Genomic DNA, 15,498 nt, shown 5'->3' on the forward strand with positions numbered 1-15,498 from the left:
CGATAGGGCCCTAGAGGGCTCCGAGAAACCGGGCAACCTGCACCGCCGCAGCCTCCAGATGCTGCTCATGACTGAACCCCGAAGCCTTCAACGGCTTCAAGTCATGGTCCCCCGCCACCAGCCACATTACCTCGATGCTCGGCGACAAATCATAGCCTTCTACCGCCACTCGATTACCCAAGGCATCGCGCTCGCCCTGCACGATCAACGTCGGCGTCTGCAGCCCGGCCAGATGCTCGACCCGGGGCTTCTCCGGCTTGCCCACCGCATAGAACGGATACCCCAGGCATACCAACCCATCGACGCCCAGTTCATCGGCCACCAGACTGGCCATGCGCCCGCCCATGGACTTGCCACCGATGGCCAGTGTTCCAGCGACATGGCGTCGCACCTCGGCATGCACCTCACGCCATGCCTGCAACAGTTTGGCGGCCGGGTTCGGCGGGCGTTTGCCGCCCTCTACGCGCCGCTGGGCCATATAGGGAAACTCGAAGCGCAACACGTTCACCCCATGCAGGGCAAGGCGTGCAGCCATGTCGGTCATGAACGTCGAGTCCATCGGTGCGCCGGCGCCGTGGGCCAGAATCAGGGTGACAGGCTCACGCCGATCTCCCTTTGCCGCGGCGTCCCACAACCAGCCGTGTTCCCGCACACACTGCGCCCATTGATCCCCGTCAATACTGGCCTTGTGCTCTTTGCTCATGCTTGCCTCGCTATTCAGTCTGCCTATAACTCCAGCCCAAGTGCCGCATTCGCTTGGGTTGAACCGTGGATGGGGAACCATGAACACTACATTAAGTACCGCCTATAACTACAAGGTGGTCCGCCAATTCGCCATTATGACGGTGGTGTGGGGCATCGTCGGCATGGGGCTCGGGGTTTTTCTCGCCGCCCAATTGGTATGGCCTGCGCTCAACTTCGACTTACCCTGGACCAGCTTCGGCCGCTTGCGCCCGTTGCACACCAACGCGGTGATCTTTGCCTTCGGTGGCTGCGCGTTGTTCGCCAGTTCCTTCTACTCCGTGCAGCGCACCTGCCAGACCCAGCTGTTCGCGCCGAAAATCGCAGCGTTCTGCTTCTGGGGCTGGCAACTGGTGATCCTGCTCGCCGCGATCTCCTTGCCGCTGGGCTACACCAGCTCCAAGGAATACGCTGAGCTGGAATGGCCGATCGACATCCTGATCACCATTGTCTGGGTGGCCTACGCCATTGTGTTCTTCGGCACCGTGGCCAAGCGCAACACCAAGCACATCTACGTCGGCAACTGGTTCTTCGGTGCGTTCATCATCACCGTCGCGATCCTGCATATCGTCAACAACCTGGAAATCCCGGTCAGCCTGACCAAGTCCTACTCGCTGTACGGCGGTGCGACGGATGCCATGGTGCAGTGGTGGTATGGGCATAACGCGGTAGGCTTCTTCCTGACCGCTGGCTTCCTGGGGATGATGTATTACTTCGTACCCAAGCAAGCCGAGCGTCCGGTGTATTCCTATCGCCTGTCGATCGTGCACTTCTGGGCACTGATCACCCTGTACATCTGGGCCGGTCCTCACCACCTGCACTACACCGCGCTGCCGGACTGGGCACAGTCGTTGGGCATGGTGATGTCGCTGGTCCTGCTGGCGCCAAGCTGGGGCGGCATGATCAACGGCATGATGACCCTGTCGGGCGCCTGGCATAAGCTGCGCAGCGACCCGATCCTGCGCTTCCTCGTGGTTTCGCTGGCGTTCTACGGCATGTCGACCTTCGAAGGTCCGATGATGGCGATCAAGACGGTCAACGCCCTCTCCCACTACACCGACTGGACCATTGGCCACGTACACGCCGGCGCCCTCGGCTGGGTAGCGATGATCTCCATCGGCGCGCTGTACCACATGATCCCGAAAATCTTCGGTCGCGAGCAGATGTACAGCCTCGGCCTGATCAACGCGCACTTCTGGCTGGCCACCATCGGCACCGTGCTCTACATCGCCTCGATGTGGGTCAACGGCATCGCCCAGGGCCTGATGTGGCGTGCGGTCAACGAAGACGGCACCTTGACCTACTCCTTCGTCGAAACCCTGGTGGCCAGCCACCCAGGCTTCATCGTGCGGTTGGTCGGCGGCGCCATCTTCCTCAGCGGCATGTTCCTGATGGCTTACAACACTTGGCGCACCGTGCGTTCGGCACAACCTGCCGAAGTCGCCGCTGCGGCGCAGATGGCCTGAGGAGTCGATGATGAAACACGAAACGATTGAAAAGAACGTCGGCCTGCTGATGCTGCTCATGGTACTGGCCGTGAGTATCGGCGGCCTGACCCAGATCGTCCCGCTGTTCTTCCAGGACGTCACCAACAAACCGGTGGAAGGCATGAAGCCCTATACCGCGCTGCAACTGGAAGGTCGCGACATCTACATCCGCGAAGGCTGCGTACAGTGCCACTCGCAAATGATCCGCCCATTCCGCGCCGAGACCGAACGCTACGGCCACTACTCGGTCGCCGGTGAAAGCGTGTGGGACCACCCGTTCCTGTGGGGCTCCAAGCGCACCGGGCCGGACCTGGCCCGCGTCGGCGCGCGCTACTCGGACGACTGGCACCGCGCGCATTTGTACAACCCGCGCAACGTCGTGCCCGAGTCGAAAATGCCGGCCTACCCATGGCTGGTGACCGCCGCTGTCGACAGCAGCCACACCGAGACCAAGTTGAAAGTGATGCGCACCCTCGGCGTGCCCTACACCGACGACGACATCAGTGGCGCCGTGGCCAGCCTCAAGGGCAAGACCGAGATGGATGCACTGGTTTCGTACCTGCAAGTGCTCGGCACTGCCATCAAGAGCAAGAGGTGAGCCATGGGATTTGAATTCGATGCGGGCACCATCCGCGGCCTCGGCACGCTGGTCGTCGCTATCGCGTTTATCGGCTTGTCGCTGTGGGTGTTCAACAACCGGCGCAATGAGGAATTCGAGCAGGCGCGCCTGCTGCCGTTTGCCGACGAACCCTCTCCATCCGACGCTCAAGAAGAGCCTGTAACAAGGAGCAACCGGCCATGACTACCTTTTGGAGTACATGGATCTGCGTACTGACCCTCGGCAGCCTGATCGGCCTGACCTGGCTGTTGTTCGGCACCCGCAAGGGCGAGACCAAGGGCAGTGTCGACCAGACCATGGGCCACGCCTTCGACGGCATTGAGGAATACGACAACCCGCTGCCCCAGTGGTGGTTCATGCTGTTCGCCGGCACCTTGGTGTTTGCCGTCGGCTACCTGATCCTCTACCCGGGCCTGGGCAACTGGAAAGGCGTGCTGCCAGGCTATGAAGGCGGCTGGACATCGGCCAAGGAGTGGGACAAGGAAATGGCTAAGGCCGACACCAAGTTCGGGCCGATCTTCGCCAAATTCTCGGCCATGCCGGTGGAAGCCGTCGCAAAAGATCCACAAGCGCTGAAAATGGGCGGACGCCTGTTCGCGTCCAACTGCGCGGTGTGCCACGGCTCGGATGCCAAGGGCGCGTTTGGCTTCCCGAACCTGGCGGACAACATCTGGCGCTGGGGCGGTTCGGCCGAAGCAATCAAGACCACCATCATGAACGGTCGCCATGCGGCGATGCCGGCCTGGGGTGACATGCTGGGTGACGAGGGGGTGAAAAACGTCGCCGCCTATGTACGCCATGAACTGGCCAAGCTGCCACTGCCGGCCGACAGCGCTGCCGACCTGGCCGCCGGCCAAGCCACGTTCAGCACCACCTGTGTTGCCTGCCACGGTCCGCAAGGCCAGGGCATGGAAGCCATGGGCGCGCCCAACCTGACCCTGCCAAGTGGCTATATCTACGGCACCAGCCTGGCGCAGTTGCAGCAAACTATTCGCCACGGCCGCCAAGGCCAGATGCCGGCCCAGGAAGTGCTGCAAGGTAATGACAAGGTGCACCTGCTCGCCGCCTACGTTTACAGCCTGTCCCATAACGCTGATGGCGCCAAGCCAGAAAGCCAAGCTCAATAACCGTTAACTGCCGCCCCGCCCTGGGGCGGCAGCCCTACCCCGTTACGCGACCAAGTGTCGCACCCTTCCAAAGCACAACTTTCCCCTCCTGCCATTCGGGTCTACGCTTGTCCCCACAGTGGATCGGTATTGACCGGTCGACGGCTGACTTGCACTCGTTGGGTTGAACATTTCTACAGGGCGACAGGCGCAAAGGCTGGCAGCGACCGGCTGTCGTGCCACTGACCACTCGTCAGCCGGGCAGCGTGTTCATACACACCCAGTAACAAGTCTCCACGACCTGATAAAATTCCTGTCCATTTGATCAGCTTTCCATTTCGGATTTTGTCCTTACATCAAACATGGAAAGGGCGCAGAATCTGGCGTGGAACGCATTGACACAGGTCACCCTTGCGTTGCAATGGCACCTCGGTTTCTCCATACTTGCGACCGATTTTTACCTATAAAAAAACCTAAACCGTGGAACCTTAGAATGAGCACAGCAATCAGTCCGACTGCTTATAACTATAAGGTAGTCCGCCAGTTCGCCATCATGACGGTGGTCTGGGGGATCCTTGGCATGGGGCTCGGGGTGTTCATCGCCTCGCAACTGGTCTGGCCGGAATTGAACTTCGGCTTGCCCTGGACGACCTTTGGCCGCCTGCGCCCGCTGCACACCAACCTGGTGATTTTCGCCTTCGGCGGATGTGCCCTGTTTGCCACCTCCTACTATGTCGTGCAGCGAACCTGCCAGACGCGACTGATTTCCGATGGCCTCGCCGCGTTCACCTTCTGGGGATGGCAAGCGGTGATCGTCGGGGCCGGCATCACGTTGCCGCTGGGCTACACCACCACCAAGGAGTACGCCGAGCTGGAATGGCCCATCGCCATTTTGCTCGCGATCGTGTGGGTGACCTACGCGGTGGTGTTCTTCGGCACCATCACCAAGCGCAAGACCAAGCACATCTATGTGGGTAACTGGTTCTACGGTGCCTTCATCCTGGTGACGGCGATGCTGCACATCGTCAACCACGCGTCGCTGCCGGTCAGCCTGTTCAAGTCCTACTCGGCCTACGCCGGGGCGACGGATGCGATGATCCAGTGGTGGTACGGCCACAACGCCGTGGGTTTCTTCCTCACCACCGGTTTCCTGGGGATGATGTACTACTTCGTGCCGAAACAGGCCGAACGTCCTATTTACTCGTATCGCCTGTCCATCGTGCACTTCTGGGCGCTGATCACCCTGTACATCTGGGCCGGCCCGCACCACTTGCACTACACCGCGTTGCCGGATTGGGCGCAGTCCCTGGGCATGGCGATGTCGATCATCCTGCTGGCACCGAGCTGGGGCGGCATGATCAACGGCATGATGACCCTGTCGGGCGCCTGGCATAAGCTGCGCACCGACCCGATCCTACGCTTCCTGGTGGTATCGCTGGCGTTCTACGGCATGTCGACCTTCGAAGGGCCGATGATGGCCATCAAGACCGTCAACTCGCTCTCCCACTACACCGACTGGACCATCGGCCACGTACACGCCGGCGCCCTGGGTTGGGTGGCGATGATCTCCATCGGCGCGCTGTACCACATGATCCCGAAAATCTTCGGCCGTGCGCAGATGCACAGCGTCGGGCTGATCAACACGCACTTCTGGCTGGCCACCATCGGCACCGTGCTCTACATCGCCTCGATGTGGGTCAACGGCATCACCCAGGGCCTGATGTGGCGTGCGATCAACGATGACGGCACCCTCACCTACTCCTTCGTCGAAGCGCTGCAAGCCAGCCACCCGGGCTACATCGTCCGTGCCCTGGGCGGCGCGTTCTTTGCCACCGGCATGCTGTTCATGGCCTACAACGTCTGGCGCACCGTGCGTGCTTCCGACCCTGCAGAAGCCGAAGCCGCCGCCAAGATCGTCGTTGTGGGAGCCCACTGATGAAGCATGAAGTAGTCGAGAAGAATATCGGCCTGCTGGCCTTCTTCATGGTCATCGCCGTGAGTATCGGCGGCCTGACCCAGATCGTTCCGCTGTTTTTCCAGGACGTGACCAACAAGCCGGTCGAAGGCATGAAGCCCCGCACCGCCCTTGAACTGGAAGGCCGCGACGTCTACATCGCCAACGGTTGTGTCGGCTGCCACTCGCAGATGATCCGACCGTTCCGCGCCGAAACCGAACGCTACGGCCACTACTCGGTCGCCGGTGAAAGTGTCTGGGACCATCCGTTCCTGTGGGGTTCCAAGCGTACCGGCCCGGACCTGGCCCGTGTCGGCGGGCGTTACTCCGACGACTGGCAGCGAGCGCACTTGTACAACCCGCGCAACGTGGTGCCTGAGTCGAAAATGCCGGCGTACCCGTTCCTCGTGGAAAACAAGCTCGACGGCAAGGACACCGCGAAGAAGATGGAAGTCTTGCGCACCCTGGGCGTGCCCTACACCGACGACGACATCGCCGGTGCAGCCGCAGCCGTGAAGGGCAAGACCGAAATGGACGCATTGGTGGCCTACCTGCAAGGCCTTGGCACCATCATCAAAAGCAAACGGTGATTCTTCATGGATATCGGGATGATTCGTGGCCTGGGCACCGTGGTGGTGATGGTGGCCTTTATCGGCCTGGCGTTGTGGGTGTTCAGCCCGCGGCGCAAGTCGGAGTTTGACGACGCGACCATGCTGCCTTTTGCGGATGATCCCGAAGCCATCAAGCACGTCGAGCAAGCTTCTAGGAGTAACAAAGAATGACTACGTTCTGGAGTCTGTACGTCACAGTCCTCAGTCTGGGTACCATCTTCGCCCTGACCTGGCTGCTGCTGTCGACCCGCAAGGGCCAGCGCGCCGAGCAAACGGACGAAACCGTTGGCCACTCGTTCGACGGCATCGAGGAGTACGACAACCCGCTGCCGAAGTGGTGGTTCATGCTGTTCGTCGGCACCATCGTCTTCGCCCTTGGCTACCTGGTGCTGTACCCCGGCCTGGGCAATTGGAAAGGCCTGCTGCCGGGCTACAACTACCTCGACAACGACAAGCAAACCCCGTTCGCCAACGGCCAGACCGGCTGGACCGGCGTGCATGAATGGGAAAAGGAAATGGCCAAGTCGGACGCCAAGTTCGGGCCGATCTTTGCCAAATTCGCCTCGATGCCGATTGAAGAAGTGGCCAAGGACCCGCAAGCCTTGAAGATGGGCGGCCGCCTGTTCGCCTCCAACTGCTCCGTGTGCCACGGTTCCGACGCCAAGGGCGCCTACGGTTTCCCCAACCTGACCGACGCCGATTGGCGCTGGGGTGGCGAACCGGCGACCATCAAGGAAACCATCATGAAAGGTCGCCATGCCGTCATGCCGGCCTGGCTGGATATCCTCAAGGAACAAGGCGTCAGCGATGTGGCCGCGTTCGTCATCACCAACCTCGACGGCCGCAAGCTGCCGGAAGGCGTGAAAGCCGACGCGGCCAACGGCGAGAAACTCTTCGCCGCCAACTGCGTGGCCTGCCACGGCCCGGCCGGTAAAGGCACCCCAGCCATGGGCGCACCCGACCTGACCCACCCGGGTGCATTCATCTACGGTTCGAGCTTCGCCCAACTGCAGCAGACCATCCGTTGGGGCCGTCAGGGCCAGATGCCTGCGCAGGAGCAACTGCAGGGCAACGACAAGGTGCACTTGCTCGCGGCGTATGTTTACAGCTTGTCCCATGGGGATAAAAAGGCTGAAGGGCAGTAATACCGACCGTTATTTAGAAACACAGAAAAAACCAATGTGGGAGGGGGCTTGCCCCCGATAGCGGTGGATCAGTCAGACCTTTATTGACTGACACTCCGCTATTGGGAGCAAGCCCCCTCCCACATTGGATCGTCGGTGTTTTGAAGGCTGGCCCCGCAAAAACCGTCCATACTTCCCAAGTCAATTGATCCAGGTCACGTACACCATCAATTGATTCCCCCCAACGCGACCAAAGGTCGCACCCTTGGAGTACCATCGGGGGCGTATCATTACGCCACTGCAACACCCTTCATTTGACCCCGGTTGGCACGTACTGGCCGAGGCAAATCTCCACCGCCGTGGGATGCAATGATGAGCAACCAAATACCGGTACATGACGTTACCCCGCCTGCCAAAAACTCGAATCAACCTGTCGATCTCTACGCATCGCGAGAGAAAATCTACACCCGTGCCTTCACCGGCCTGTTTCGCAACTTGCGTATGCTCGGTGGCGCCGGTTTGTTCCTCCTCTACTTCGGCACCGTGTGGCTGAATTGGGGGGGGCACCAGGCCGTGTGGTGGAACCTTCCGGAGCGTAAATTCTTCATTTTTGGTGCGACCTTCTGGCCCCAGGATTTCATCCTCCTCTCGGGCATTCTCATCGTTGCGGCGTTCGGCCTGTTCTTTATCACCGTGTACGCCGGGCGCATATGGTGCGGGTATACCTGCCCGCAAAGCGTGTGGACGTGGATCTTCATGTGGTGCGAAAAGGTCACCGAAGGCGACCGTAACCAGCGCATCAAGCTGGACAAGGCGCCGATGGGGGCCAACAAGTTCCTGCGCAAATTCAGCAAGCACACCCTGTGGCTGCTGATCGGCTTTGTCACCGGTATGACCTTCGTCGGTTACTTCTCGCCGATTCGCGAACTGGTGTTCGACTTCTTCACCGGCCAGGCCGATGGCTGGTCGTATTTCTGGGTGGGTTTCTTCACCCTCGCCACCTATGGCAACGCCGGCTGGCTGCGCGAGCAGGTGTGCATCTATATGTGCCCGTACGCGCGGTTCCAGAGCGTGATGTTCGACAAAGACACCCTGATCGTCTCCTACGACCCACGCCGTGGCGAAGTGCGTGGCCCGCGTAAAAAGGGTGCCGACTACAAGGCCCAGGGCCTGGGCGATTGCATCGACTGCACGATGTGCGTGCAAGTCTGCCCCACCGGTATCGACATCCGCGATGGCCTGCAAATCGAATGCATCGGCTGTGCTGCGTGCATCGACGCCTGCGACAACATCATGGACAAGATGGACTACCCGCGCGGCCTGATCAGCTACACCACCGAGCACAACCTGTCCGGGCAGAAGACCCACAAACTGCGCCCGCGCCTGATCGGCTATGCGCTGGTGCTGCTGGCGATGATGAGCCTGTTGGCCACGGCATTCTTCATGCGTTCGCTGGTAGGTTTCGACGTCAGCAAGGACCGCGTGCTCTACCGCGAAAACGCCGAAGGCCGGATCGAAAACGTCTACAGCCTGAAGATCATGAACAAGGACCAGCGCGACCACACCTACGTGCTCGACGCCGCCGGCCTGCCGGACCTCAAGCTGCAAGGCCGACGCGAAATCAAGGTGGCCGCCGGCGATATCGTCAGCATGCCGGTCGAACTGTCGAGCGCACCGGAGCAGTTACCGTCGAGCACCAATGAGGTGACCTTCATCCTCAAGGATGCCGATGACGCCAACGTGCATATTGAAGCCAAGAGCCGTTTCATCGGCCCTCAGGTTCGTTAACCACACTACTTCGTTAACCAGAGAGCAGAACAATGCCCGCAGCTACTGCCACAAGCCCTTGGTACAAGCACCTCTGGCCCTGGATCATCATTGGGATCCTGGCCTGCTCGGTGACCTTGACCTTGTCCATGGTGACCATCGCAGTCAAGAACCCGGACAACCTGGTCAACGACAACTACTACGAGGCCGGCAAAGGCATCAACCGCTCCCTGGACCGCGAACTACTGGCCCAGACCCTGCAACTGCGCGCCAAGGTGCACCTGGACGAACTGACCGGCGAAGTCGAGGTATATCTGACCGGCAACAGCGGCCCGGCGACCCTGGAACTGAACCTGATCTCCCCGACCCAGCCGGAGAAGGATCGCAAGATCAACCTGACCCGCAGCGCCAGCGAACCCGGACGCTATATCGGCCAGGTCACCGACAAGGTCGAAGGCCGCCGTTTCGTGGAACTGCTCGGTGTGGAAGGTGACCGGACCTGGCGCCTGTTCGAAGAAGAACAGGTCAGCCACGACAAGGACTTGCTGTTGGGTGATGAGCCGTTGCAAGGTGCTGAAGACCTGAAGAAGTAAACGCCTGCGCTTCGCGCATCGCGAGCAAGCCCGCTCACACCTCAGGAACGAGCGCCCCTGTGGGCGCGGGCCTGCCCGCGATGAGGCCCTCCCTGCCACCCAAGATCTCACGCCATGACCAGCCCCACTCCCTGCTACCACTGCGCCCTGCCCGTGCCACCCGGCAGCCGGTTCACCGCCGAGATCCTCGGCGAGCGCCGCGAGCTGTGCTGCCCGGGTTGCCAGGCGGTGGCCGAGGCAATCGTGGCCGGCGGGCTGGAAAGCTATTACCAGCACCGCAGCGAAGCCTCGGCCAACCCCGAGGCCCTGCCGGTGCAACTGGTGGACGAACTGGCACTGTACGACCGCGCCGACGTGCAAAAACCCTTCGTACGCCACGAAGGCGACCTTGCCGAAGCCACCCTGTTGATGGAAGGCATCAGTTGCGCCGCGTGTGGCTGGCTGATCGAAAAACACCTGCGCAGCCTGCCCGCCGTGGCCGAGGCGCGTCTCAACCTGTCCAACCATCGCCTGCATGTACGTTGGGCCGACGGGCAATTGCCGTTGAGCCAACTGCTCAGTGAGTTGCGCCATATCGGCTACGCCGCCCACCCTTACCAGGCGGACCGCGCCGCCGAACAACTGGCCGGCGAAAACCGGCGGGCCCTGCGCCAACTGGGGGTCGCCGGACTGCTGTGGTTCCAGGCGATGATGGCAACCATGGCCACCTGGCCGGAATTCAATATCGACCTGAGCCCGGAGTTGCACGTGATCCTGCGCTGGGTCGCGATGTTTCTCACGACCCCCATCGTGTTCTACAGCTGCGCACCGTTTTTCAAGGGCGCCATGCGCGACTTGCGCACCCGCCACCTGACCATGGATGTGTCGGTGTCCCTGGCGATTGGCGGCGCGTACCTGGCCGGCATCTGGACCTCGATCACCGGGGTCGGCGAATTGTATTTCGACGCGGTGGGCATGTTCGCCCTGTTCCTGCTGGCCGGGCGTTACCTGGAGCGGCGTGCCCGGGAACGCACGGCGGCGGCGACCGCGCAATTGGTCAACCTGCTGCCCGCCTCATGCCTGCGCATGAAAAGTGATGGGCAGAGCGAACGTATCCTGCTCAGCGAACTGGCGTTGGGCGACCGCGTGTTGGTGCACCCCGGCGCGGTATTGCCGGCAGATGGGGTGATCCTCGACGGCCAGTCCAGCATCGACGAATCCCTGCTGACCGGCGAGTACCTGCCGCAGCCGCGCCAGGTCGGCGACGCTGTGACGGCGGGCACCCTCAACGTCGAAGGCGCACTGACGGTCGAGGTCCGCGCCCTGGGGCATGACACGCGCTTGTCGGCCATCGTGCGCCTGCTGGAACGGGCCCAGGCCGACAAACCGCGCCTGGCGCAGATAGCCGACCGCGCCGCACAATGGTTCCTGCTCTGCTCACTGCTCGCTGCCGTGCTGATCGGCCTGCTCTGGTGGGAGCTGGATTCGTCGCGGGCGTTCTGGATCGTATTGGCGATGCTGGTGGCGACCTGCCCGTGCGCCCTCTCGCTGGCCACGCCAACCGCCCTGACTGCCGCCACCGGCACCCTGCACAAACTCGGCTTGTTGCTCACCCGAGGCCATGTGCTGGAAGGCTTGAACCAGATTGACACGGTGATTTTCGACAAGACCGGCACCCTCACCGAAGGGCGCCTGGCGCTGCGCGCGATCCGGCCGCTGGGCGCCCTGGACAGCGACCAGTGCCTGGGCCTCGCCGCTGCCCTCGAAAATCGCTCTGAACATCCGATCGCACGGGCCTTCGGCCGTGCCCCCCTGGCCGCTGACGAAGTGCTCAGTACCCCCGGCCTGGGCCTGGAAGGTCGCGTCGGCGAACGCCTGCTGCGGATCGGCCAGCCGGGGTTCGTGTGCGCACTGAGCGGTTGTCCGATCCCCGCCTCACCGGACGAAGCCGGACAATGGCTGCTGCTGGGCGACCGCGACGGCGCCCTCGCCTGGTTCGTACTGGATGACCGCCTGCGCAGCGACGCGCCGGCCCTGCTGGCTGCGTGCAAGGCACGGGGCTGGCGCACGCTGCTGCTGTCGGGGGACAGTTCACCGATGGTCGCCAGCGTGGCCGCCGAACTGGGCATCGACGAAGCCCACGGCGGCCTGCGCCCTGACGACAAGCTGCAGGTGCTGCAACAGTTGCATCAGCAAGGCCGTAAGGTGTTGATGCTGGGTGACGGTGTCAATGATGTCCCCGTACTCGCCGCCGCCGATATCAGCGTGGCCATGGGTTCGGCCACGGACCTGGCGAAAACCAGCGCGGACGCGGTATTGCTGTCCAACCGCCTGGATGCCTTGGTGCAAGCCTTCACCTTGGCGCGACGCACCCGTCGGGTCATCATTGAAAACCTGCTTTGGGCCGGGCTGTACAATGGCCTGATGCTGCCGTTTGCCGCCCTCGGCTGGATCACGCCGATCTGGGCGGCGATCGGCATGTCCCTCAGTTCGTTGACCGTGGTGCTCAACGCCCTGCGCCTGACTCGCCTGCCGAGTGCGCAGGCCAAAAGCGCCCCCTTGGTAAATCGCCCGCTGCCGGCTTGAGCCGCGCGGGCATGGAGTGCAGATGCCAGCTCTATACGTGATGATTCCAGCGGCGCTGCTGTTAGTGGGCGTCGCCATCTACATCTTCTTCTGGGCCGTGGACAGTGGTCAGTACGACGACCTCGACGGCCCGGCCCACAGCGTGCTGTTCGACGACCAGGACCCGAACCACCTGGCCGCCGTTGACAAGGCCAACGGCCCCGAACAGCCGGCCCAACCCAAAGACCCTCCCCATGCTTGAACTCCTGCCGCTGCTGGTCTCCGCCTTGATCCTCGGGCTCTTGGGCGGCGGCCATTGCCTGGGCATGTGCGGCGGGCTGATGGGCGCGCTGACCCTGGCGATCCCCAAGGAACAACGCAGCCGCAGGTTTCGCCTGCTGCTGGCGTATAACCTCGGCCGCATCCTCAGCTATGCCACGGCGGGCCTGTTGATCGGCCTGGCCGGTTGGGCCGTGGCCAACAGCCCGGCGGCGATGTTCATGCGCGTGCTCGCCGGGTTGCTGCTGATCTGCATGGGCCTATACCTGGCCGGCTGGTGGAGCGGGCTGACCCGTATCGAAAGCCTTGGGCGCGGCCTGTGGCGCTACATCCAGCCGGTCGCGAACCGTTTGCTGCCAGTGTCCAGCCTGCCCCGCGCCCTGCTGCTGGGCGCGCTGTGGGGCTGGTTGCCGTGCGGCCTGGTCTACAGCACCCTGCTGTGGGCTGCCAGCCAGGGCAATGCGCTGGACAGTGCGCTGCTGATGCTGGCGTTCGGCCTCGGCACCTGGCCAGTGCTGCTGGCGACGGGGCTGGCCGCCGAACGCGTCACGGCGTTATTGCGCAAACGTAGCGTGCGTGTGGCGGGGGGCGTGCTGGTGATGCTGTTCGGTATCTGGACCTTGCCAGGGCCCCATCAGCACTGGCTAATGGGCCACTAAAAGGCCATGTGGCATAGCGCCGCTCCCCGTTGACGCAAATCAAGATGCCTTTTCAGCCACGCCCCTAGACTCGGCCCACTAGCCTATCCGGGGGAACGCCCGCATGCTCGACGCCATTCGTTGGGACAGCAATCTGATTCACCGCTACGACTTGGCGGGGCCGCGCTACACGTCCTACCCCACCGCCGTACAATTCGACAGTCAGGTCGGTACCTTCGACCTGCTCCACGCCCTGCGCGACAGCCGTAAGGCCGTCCGACCGTTATCGCTGTATGTGCATGTGCCATTCTGCGCGAACATTTGCTACTACTGCGCCTGTAACAAGGTGATCACCAAGGACCGGGGCCGCGCCCAGGCTTACCTGCAGCGCCTGGAGCAGGAAATCCAATTGGTCGCCTGCCATCTCGACCCCAAGCAATCGGTGGAACAACTGCACTTCGGCGGCGGCACCCCAACGTTTCTCAGCCATGACGAACTGCGCCAGGTGATGGCCTGCCTGCGCAAACACTTCAATCTGCTCGACGATGATTCCGGCGACTACGGCATCGAGATCGACCCGCGTGAGGCCGATTGGGCGACCATGGGCCTGTTGCGCGAACTGGGCTTCAACCGTGTCAGCATCGGCGTGCAAGACCTCGACCCGGACGTGCAGCGGGCGGTCAATCGCCTGCAAAGCCTGGAAGAAACCCGCGCGGTGATCGACGCGGCGCGCACCCTGCAGTTTCGCTCGATCAATATCGACCTGATCTACGGCCTGCCCAAGCAAACCCCCATCAACTTCGCACGCACCGTGGAAGAAGTGATCAAGCTGCAACCGGACCGCTTGTCGGTGTTCAACTACGCACACCTGCCGGAGCGTTTCATGCCCCAGCGACGGATCAACAGCGACGACCTGCCCGCACCGGCGCAAAAGCTACTGATGCTGCAAACCACTATTGAACAACTGACCGAGGCCGGCTACCGCTACATCGGCATGGACCACTTCGCCCTGCCGGACGACGAACTGGCCATCGCCCAGGAAGAAGGCACGCTGCAACGCAACTTCCAGGGCTATACCACCCATGGCCATTGCGACTTGATCGGGCTCGGGGTATCGGCAATCAGCCAGATTGGCGACCTGTATTGCCAGAACACCAGCGACCTCAGCGGCTATCAGAACGCACTGGCCGGCGCACAATTGGCCACCAGCCGTGGCTTGTTGTGTACCACGGACGATCGATTACGGCGGGAAGTGATTCAGCAATTGATCTGCAATTTCAGCCTGGACTTCGAACAGATCGAACAGGCATTCAACATTGATTTTCGCGGGTACTTCGACGAAGTCTGGCCGCAACTGGAGGCGATGGCAGAAGACGGCCTGATCGAGCTCGACGCCCAGGGTATTCGGGTGCTGCCGGCCGGACGCCTGCTGGTGCGCTCGGTGTGCATGGTGTTCGATGCCTATCTGGACCACCAGAACCGGCATCGATTTTCACGGGTGATCTGAGACCGTCCTACGCCATTGCCAGGGAACCGGCCTTGAGTGCATCTGGGCCACTCAAGCCTTTCATCGACTTGGCCAGGGACGTTTGCGCGGTCACCAGGCTAGCTTGCAGGGTGCTCAGCGCCCCTTGCAGATTGCTGATCTTGATCCGCGCCTCTTCCGGGCTAAGGCTCTTGTCCGCCATCACCGCTTGCAGTTCCTGCTGTTTCTCGGCGATCTGCTCCTTGATCTTGCGGATCATCTTGAGGGCCTGCTGAATGTTATCCGGCAGGCCGCTCTCCTCGATATCACTGTTGGACTTCTTCGCGGCACTGGCAGCAAGCAAGGCGGCACCGGAAATGGTCACCTTCACGCCTTCAGGTTCCTTGGTTTGCCGCAGCGGCGTGGCCGTTGCGTCCTTGAGTGCCTTGGCGGCGGCGGCAGCCTTGGTCTCCGCCACCAGGTCTTTCGACGGCGGCGAATCCATCAAGGCCGTATTGACCGGGATATTCGCACTAATGGAGATCATGATTCGAGCCTCCGAGCTCAAGC

At 62.0% G+C, this 15,498-nt stretch carries 16 protein-coding genes; 14 read left to right on the forward strand and 2 right to left on the reverse strand.

The annotated features are described in order from the left end of the window. Positions 1-10 precede the first annotated feature (10 nt). Positions 11-703 carry an alpha/beta family hydrolase gene (locus QU606_RS27180; protein WP_304997837.1) on the reverse strand — a complete coding sequence of 231 codons (693 nt, stop codon included), beginning with the start codon at positions 701-703 and terminating at the stop codon, positions 11-13. Between the two features lie 79 nt (positions 704-782). Between QU606_RS27180 and ccoN (QU606_RS27185) the strand changes: the two genes are divergently transcribed. From ccoN (QU606_RS27185) to hemN, 14 genes are all read left to right on the forward strand, one after another. Continuing rightward, complete coding sequence (gene ccoN / locus QU606_RS27185; RefSeq protein WP_024076824.1) at positions 783-2,207, forward strand: cytochrome-c oxidase, cbb3-type subunit I; 1,425 nt, start codon at positions 783-785, stop codon at positions 2,205-2,207. A 10-nt stretch (positions 2,208-2,217) separates the two neighbouring features. Next, a complete protein-coding gene (ccoO, locus tag QU606_RS27190; RefSeq protein ID WP_017735321.1) occupies positions 2,218-2,826 on the forward strand; it encodes a cytochrome-c oxidase, cbb3-type subunit II in 609 nt (202 codons plus the stop codon). A gap of 3 nt (positions 2,827-2,829) precedes the next feature. Beyond that, positions 2,830-3,030: a cbb3-type cytochrome c oxidase subunit 3 gene (locus QU606_RS27195; RefSeq protein WP_024076825.1), complete on the forward strand. Its 201-nt coding sequence runs from the start codon at positions 2,830-2,832 to the stop codon at positions 3,028-3,030. Then, positions 3,027-3,974, forward strand: coding sequence for a cytochrome-c oxidase, cbb3-type subunit III (ccoP, locus tag QU606_RS27200; protein WP_024076826.1), 948 nt, complete (start codon positions 3,027-3,029; stop codon positions 3,972-3,974). Before QU606_RS27195 ends, ccoP (QU606_RS27200) begins: the two co-directional genes overlap by 4 nt. A gap of 472 nt (positions 3,975-4,446) precedes the next feature. Further along, a complete protein-coding gene (gene ccoN / locus QU606_RS27205; protein ID WP_024076827.1) occupies positions 4,447-5,889 on the forward strand; it encodes a cytochrome-c oxidase, cbb3-type subunit I in 1,443 nt (480 codons plus the stop codon). Next, positions 5,889-6,497, forward strand: a complete 609-nt coding sequence (gene ccoO, locus QU606_RS27210) for a cytochrome-c oxidase, cbb3-type subunit II (RefSeq protein WP_304997838.1) — start codon at positions 5,889-5,891, stop codon at positions 6,495-6,497. Before ccoN (QU606_RS27205) ends, ccoO (QU606_RS27210) begins: the two co-directional genes overlap by 1 nt. Before the next feature lie 6 nt (positions 6,498-6,503). Then, positions 6,504-6,689 (forward strand): CcoQ/FixQ family Cbb3-type cytochrome c oxidase assembly chaperone, encoded by a 186-nt coding sequence (locus QU606_RS27215; RefSeq protein WP_003193169.1) that lies wholly within the window; start codon positions 6,504-6,506, stop codon positions 6,687-6,689. After that, positions 6,686-7,663, forward strand: coding sequence for a cytochrome-c oxidase, cbb3-type subunit III (gene ccoP / locus QU606_RS27220; RefSeq protein ID WP_024076828.1), 978 nt, complete (start codon positions 6,686-6,688; stop codon positions 7,661-7,663). The genes QU606_RS27215 and ccoP (QU606_RS27220) overlap by 4 nt, the downstream gene beginning before the upstream one ends. Before the next feature lie 351 nt (positions 7,664-8,014). Then, a complete protein-coding gene (gene ccoG, locus QU606_RS27225) occupies positions 8,015-9,430 on the forward strand; it encodes a cytochrome c oxidase accessory protein CcoG (RefSeq protein WP_024076829.1) in 1,416 nt (471 codons plus the stop codon). Between the two features lie 32 nt (positions 9,431-9,462). Continuing rightward, a complete protein-coding gene (locus tag QU606_RS27230) occupies positions 9,463-10,002 on the forward strand; it encodes a FixH family protein (RefSeq protein WP_102623524.1) in 540 nt (179 codons plus the stop codon). A gap of 114 nt (positions 10,003-10,116) precedes the next feature. Next, positions 10,117-12,567 (forward strand): heavy metal translocating P-type ATPase, encoded by a 2,451-nt coding sequence (locus QU606_RS27235; protein ID WP_069076781.1) that lies wholly within the window; start codon positions 10,117-10,119, stop codon positions 12,565-12,567. 22 nt (positions 12,568-12,589) lie between these two features. Further along, positions 12,590-12,808, forward strand: coding sequence for a cbb3-type cytochrome oxidase assembly protein CcoS (gene ccoS, locus QU606_RS27240; protein WP_024076832.1), 219 nt, complete (start codon positions 12,590-12,592; stop codon positions 12,806-12,808). Next, on the forward strand, positions 12,801-13,484 hold the full coding sequence (locus QU606_RS27245; RefSeq protein ID WP_024076833.1) for a sulfite exporter TauE/SafE family protein: 684 nt from the start codon (positions 12,801-12,803) through the stop codon (positions 13,482-13,484). Before ccoS ends, QU606_RS27245 begins: the two co-directional genes overlap by 8 nt. A 103-nt stretch (positions 13,485-13,587) precedes the next feature. Continuing rightward, positions 13,588-14,970, forward strand: a complete 1,383-nt coding sequence (hemN, locus tag QU606_RS27250) for an oxygen-independent coproporphyrinogen III oxidase (protein ID WP_069076780.1) — start codon at positions 13,588-13,590, stop codon at positions 14,968-14,970. 7 nt (positions 14,971-14,977) lie between these two features. Here the strand turns inward: hemN and QU606_RS27255 are convergent, their stop codons facing one another. Beyond that, complete coding sequence (locus QU606_RS27255) at positions 14,978-15,475, reverse strand: hypothetical protein (protein WP_024076835.1); 498 nt, start codon at positions 15,473-15,475, stop codon at positions 14,978-14,980. Positions 15,476-15,498 lie beyond the last annotated feature (23 nt).

This window comes from Pseudomonas sp. OVF7, assembly GCF_030644265.1.
GTDB lineage: Bacteria > Pseudomonadota > Gammaproteobacteria > Pseudomonadales > Pseudomonadaceae > Aquipseudomonas > Aquipseudomonas gorinensis.

Bases quoted from the DNA above. Each gene is read 5' to 3' on its own strand.
- QU606_RS27230 (WP_102623524.1), top strand. From the start codon at position 9,463: ATGCCCGCAGCTACTGCCACAAGCCCTTGGTACAAGCACCTCTGGCCC.
- ccoN (WP_024076827.1), top strand. From the start codon at position 4,447: ATGAGCACAGCAATCAGTCCGACTGCTTATAACTATAAGGTAGTCCGC.
- QU606_RS27255 (WP_024076835.1), bottom strand. From the start codon at position 15,475: ATGATCTCCATTAGTGCGAATATCCCGGTCAATACGGCCTTGATGGAT.
- ccoN (WP_024076824.1), top strand. From the start codon at position 783: ATGAACACTACATTAAGTACCGCCTATAACTACAAGGTGGTCCGCCAA.
- ccoP (WP_024076828.1), top strand. From the start codon at position 6,686: ATGACTACGTTCTGGAGTCTGTACGTCACAGTCCTCAGTCTGGGTACC.
- ccoO (WP_304997838.1), top strand. From the start codon at position 5,889: ATGAAGCATGAAGTAGTCGAGAAGAATATCGGCCTGCTGGCCTTCTTC.
- QU606_RS27235 (WP_069076781.1), top strand. From the start codon at position 10,117: ATGACCAGCCCCACTCCCTGCTACCACTGCGCCCTGCCCGTGCCACCC.
- QU606_RS27245 (WP_024076833.1), top strand. From the start codon at position 12,801: ATGCTTGAACTCCTGCCGCTGCTGGTCTCCGCCTTGATCCTCGGGCTC.
- ccoP (WP_024076826.1), top strand. From the start codon at position 3,027: ATGACTACCTTTTGGAGTACATGGATCTGCGTACTGACCCTCGGCAGC.
- QU606_RS27195 (WP_024076825.1), top strand. From the start codon at position 2,830: ATGGGATTTGAATTCGATGCGGGCACCATCCGCGGCCTCGGCACGCTG.
- ccoO (WP_017735321.1), top strand. From the start codon at position 2,218: ATGAAACACGAAACGATTGAAAAGAACGTCGGCCTGCTGATGCTGCTC.
- QU606_RS27180 (WP_304997837.1), bottom strand. From the start codon at position 703: ATGAGCAAAGAGCACAAGGCCAGTATTGACGGGGATCAATGGGCGCAG.
- ccoS (WP_024076832.1), top strand. From the start codon at position 12,590: ATGCCAGCTCTATACGTGATGATTCCAGCGGCGCTGCTGTTAGTGGGC.
- QU606_RS27215 (WP_003193169.1), top strand. From the start codon at position 6,504: ATGGATATCGGGATGATTCGTGGCCTGGGCACCGTGGTGGTGATGGTG.
- ccoG (WP_024076829.1), top strand. From the start codon at position 8,015: ATGAGCAACCAAATACCGGTACATGACGTTACCCCGCCTGCCAAAAAC.
- hemN (WP_069076780.1), top strand. From the start codon at position 13,588: ATGCTCGACGCCATTCGTTGGGACAGCAATCTGATTCACCGCTACGAC.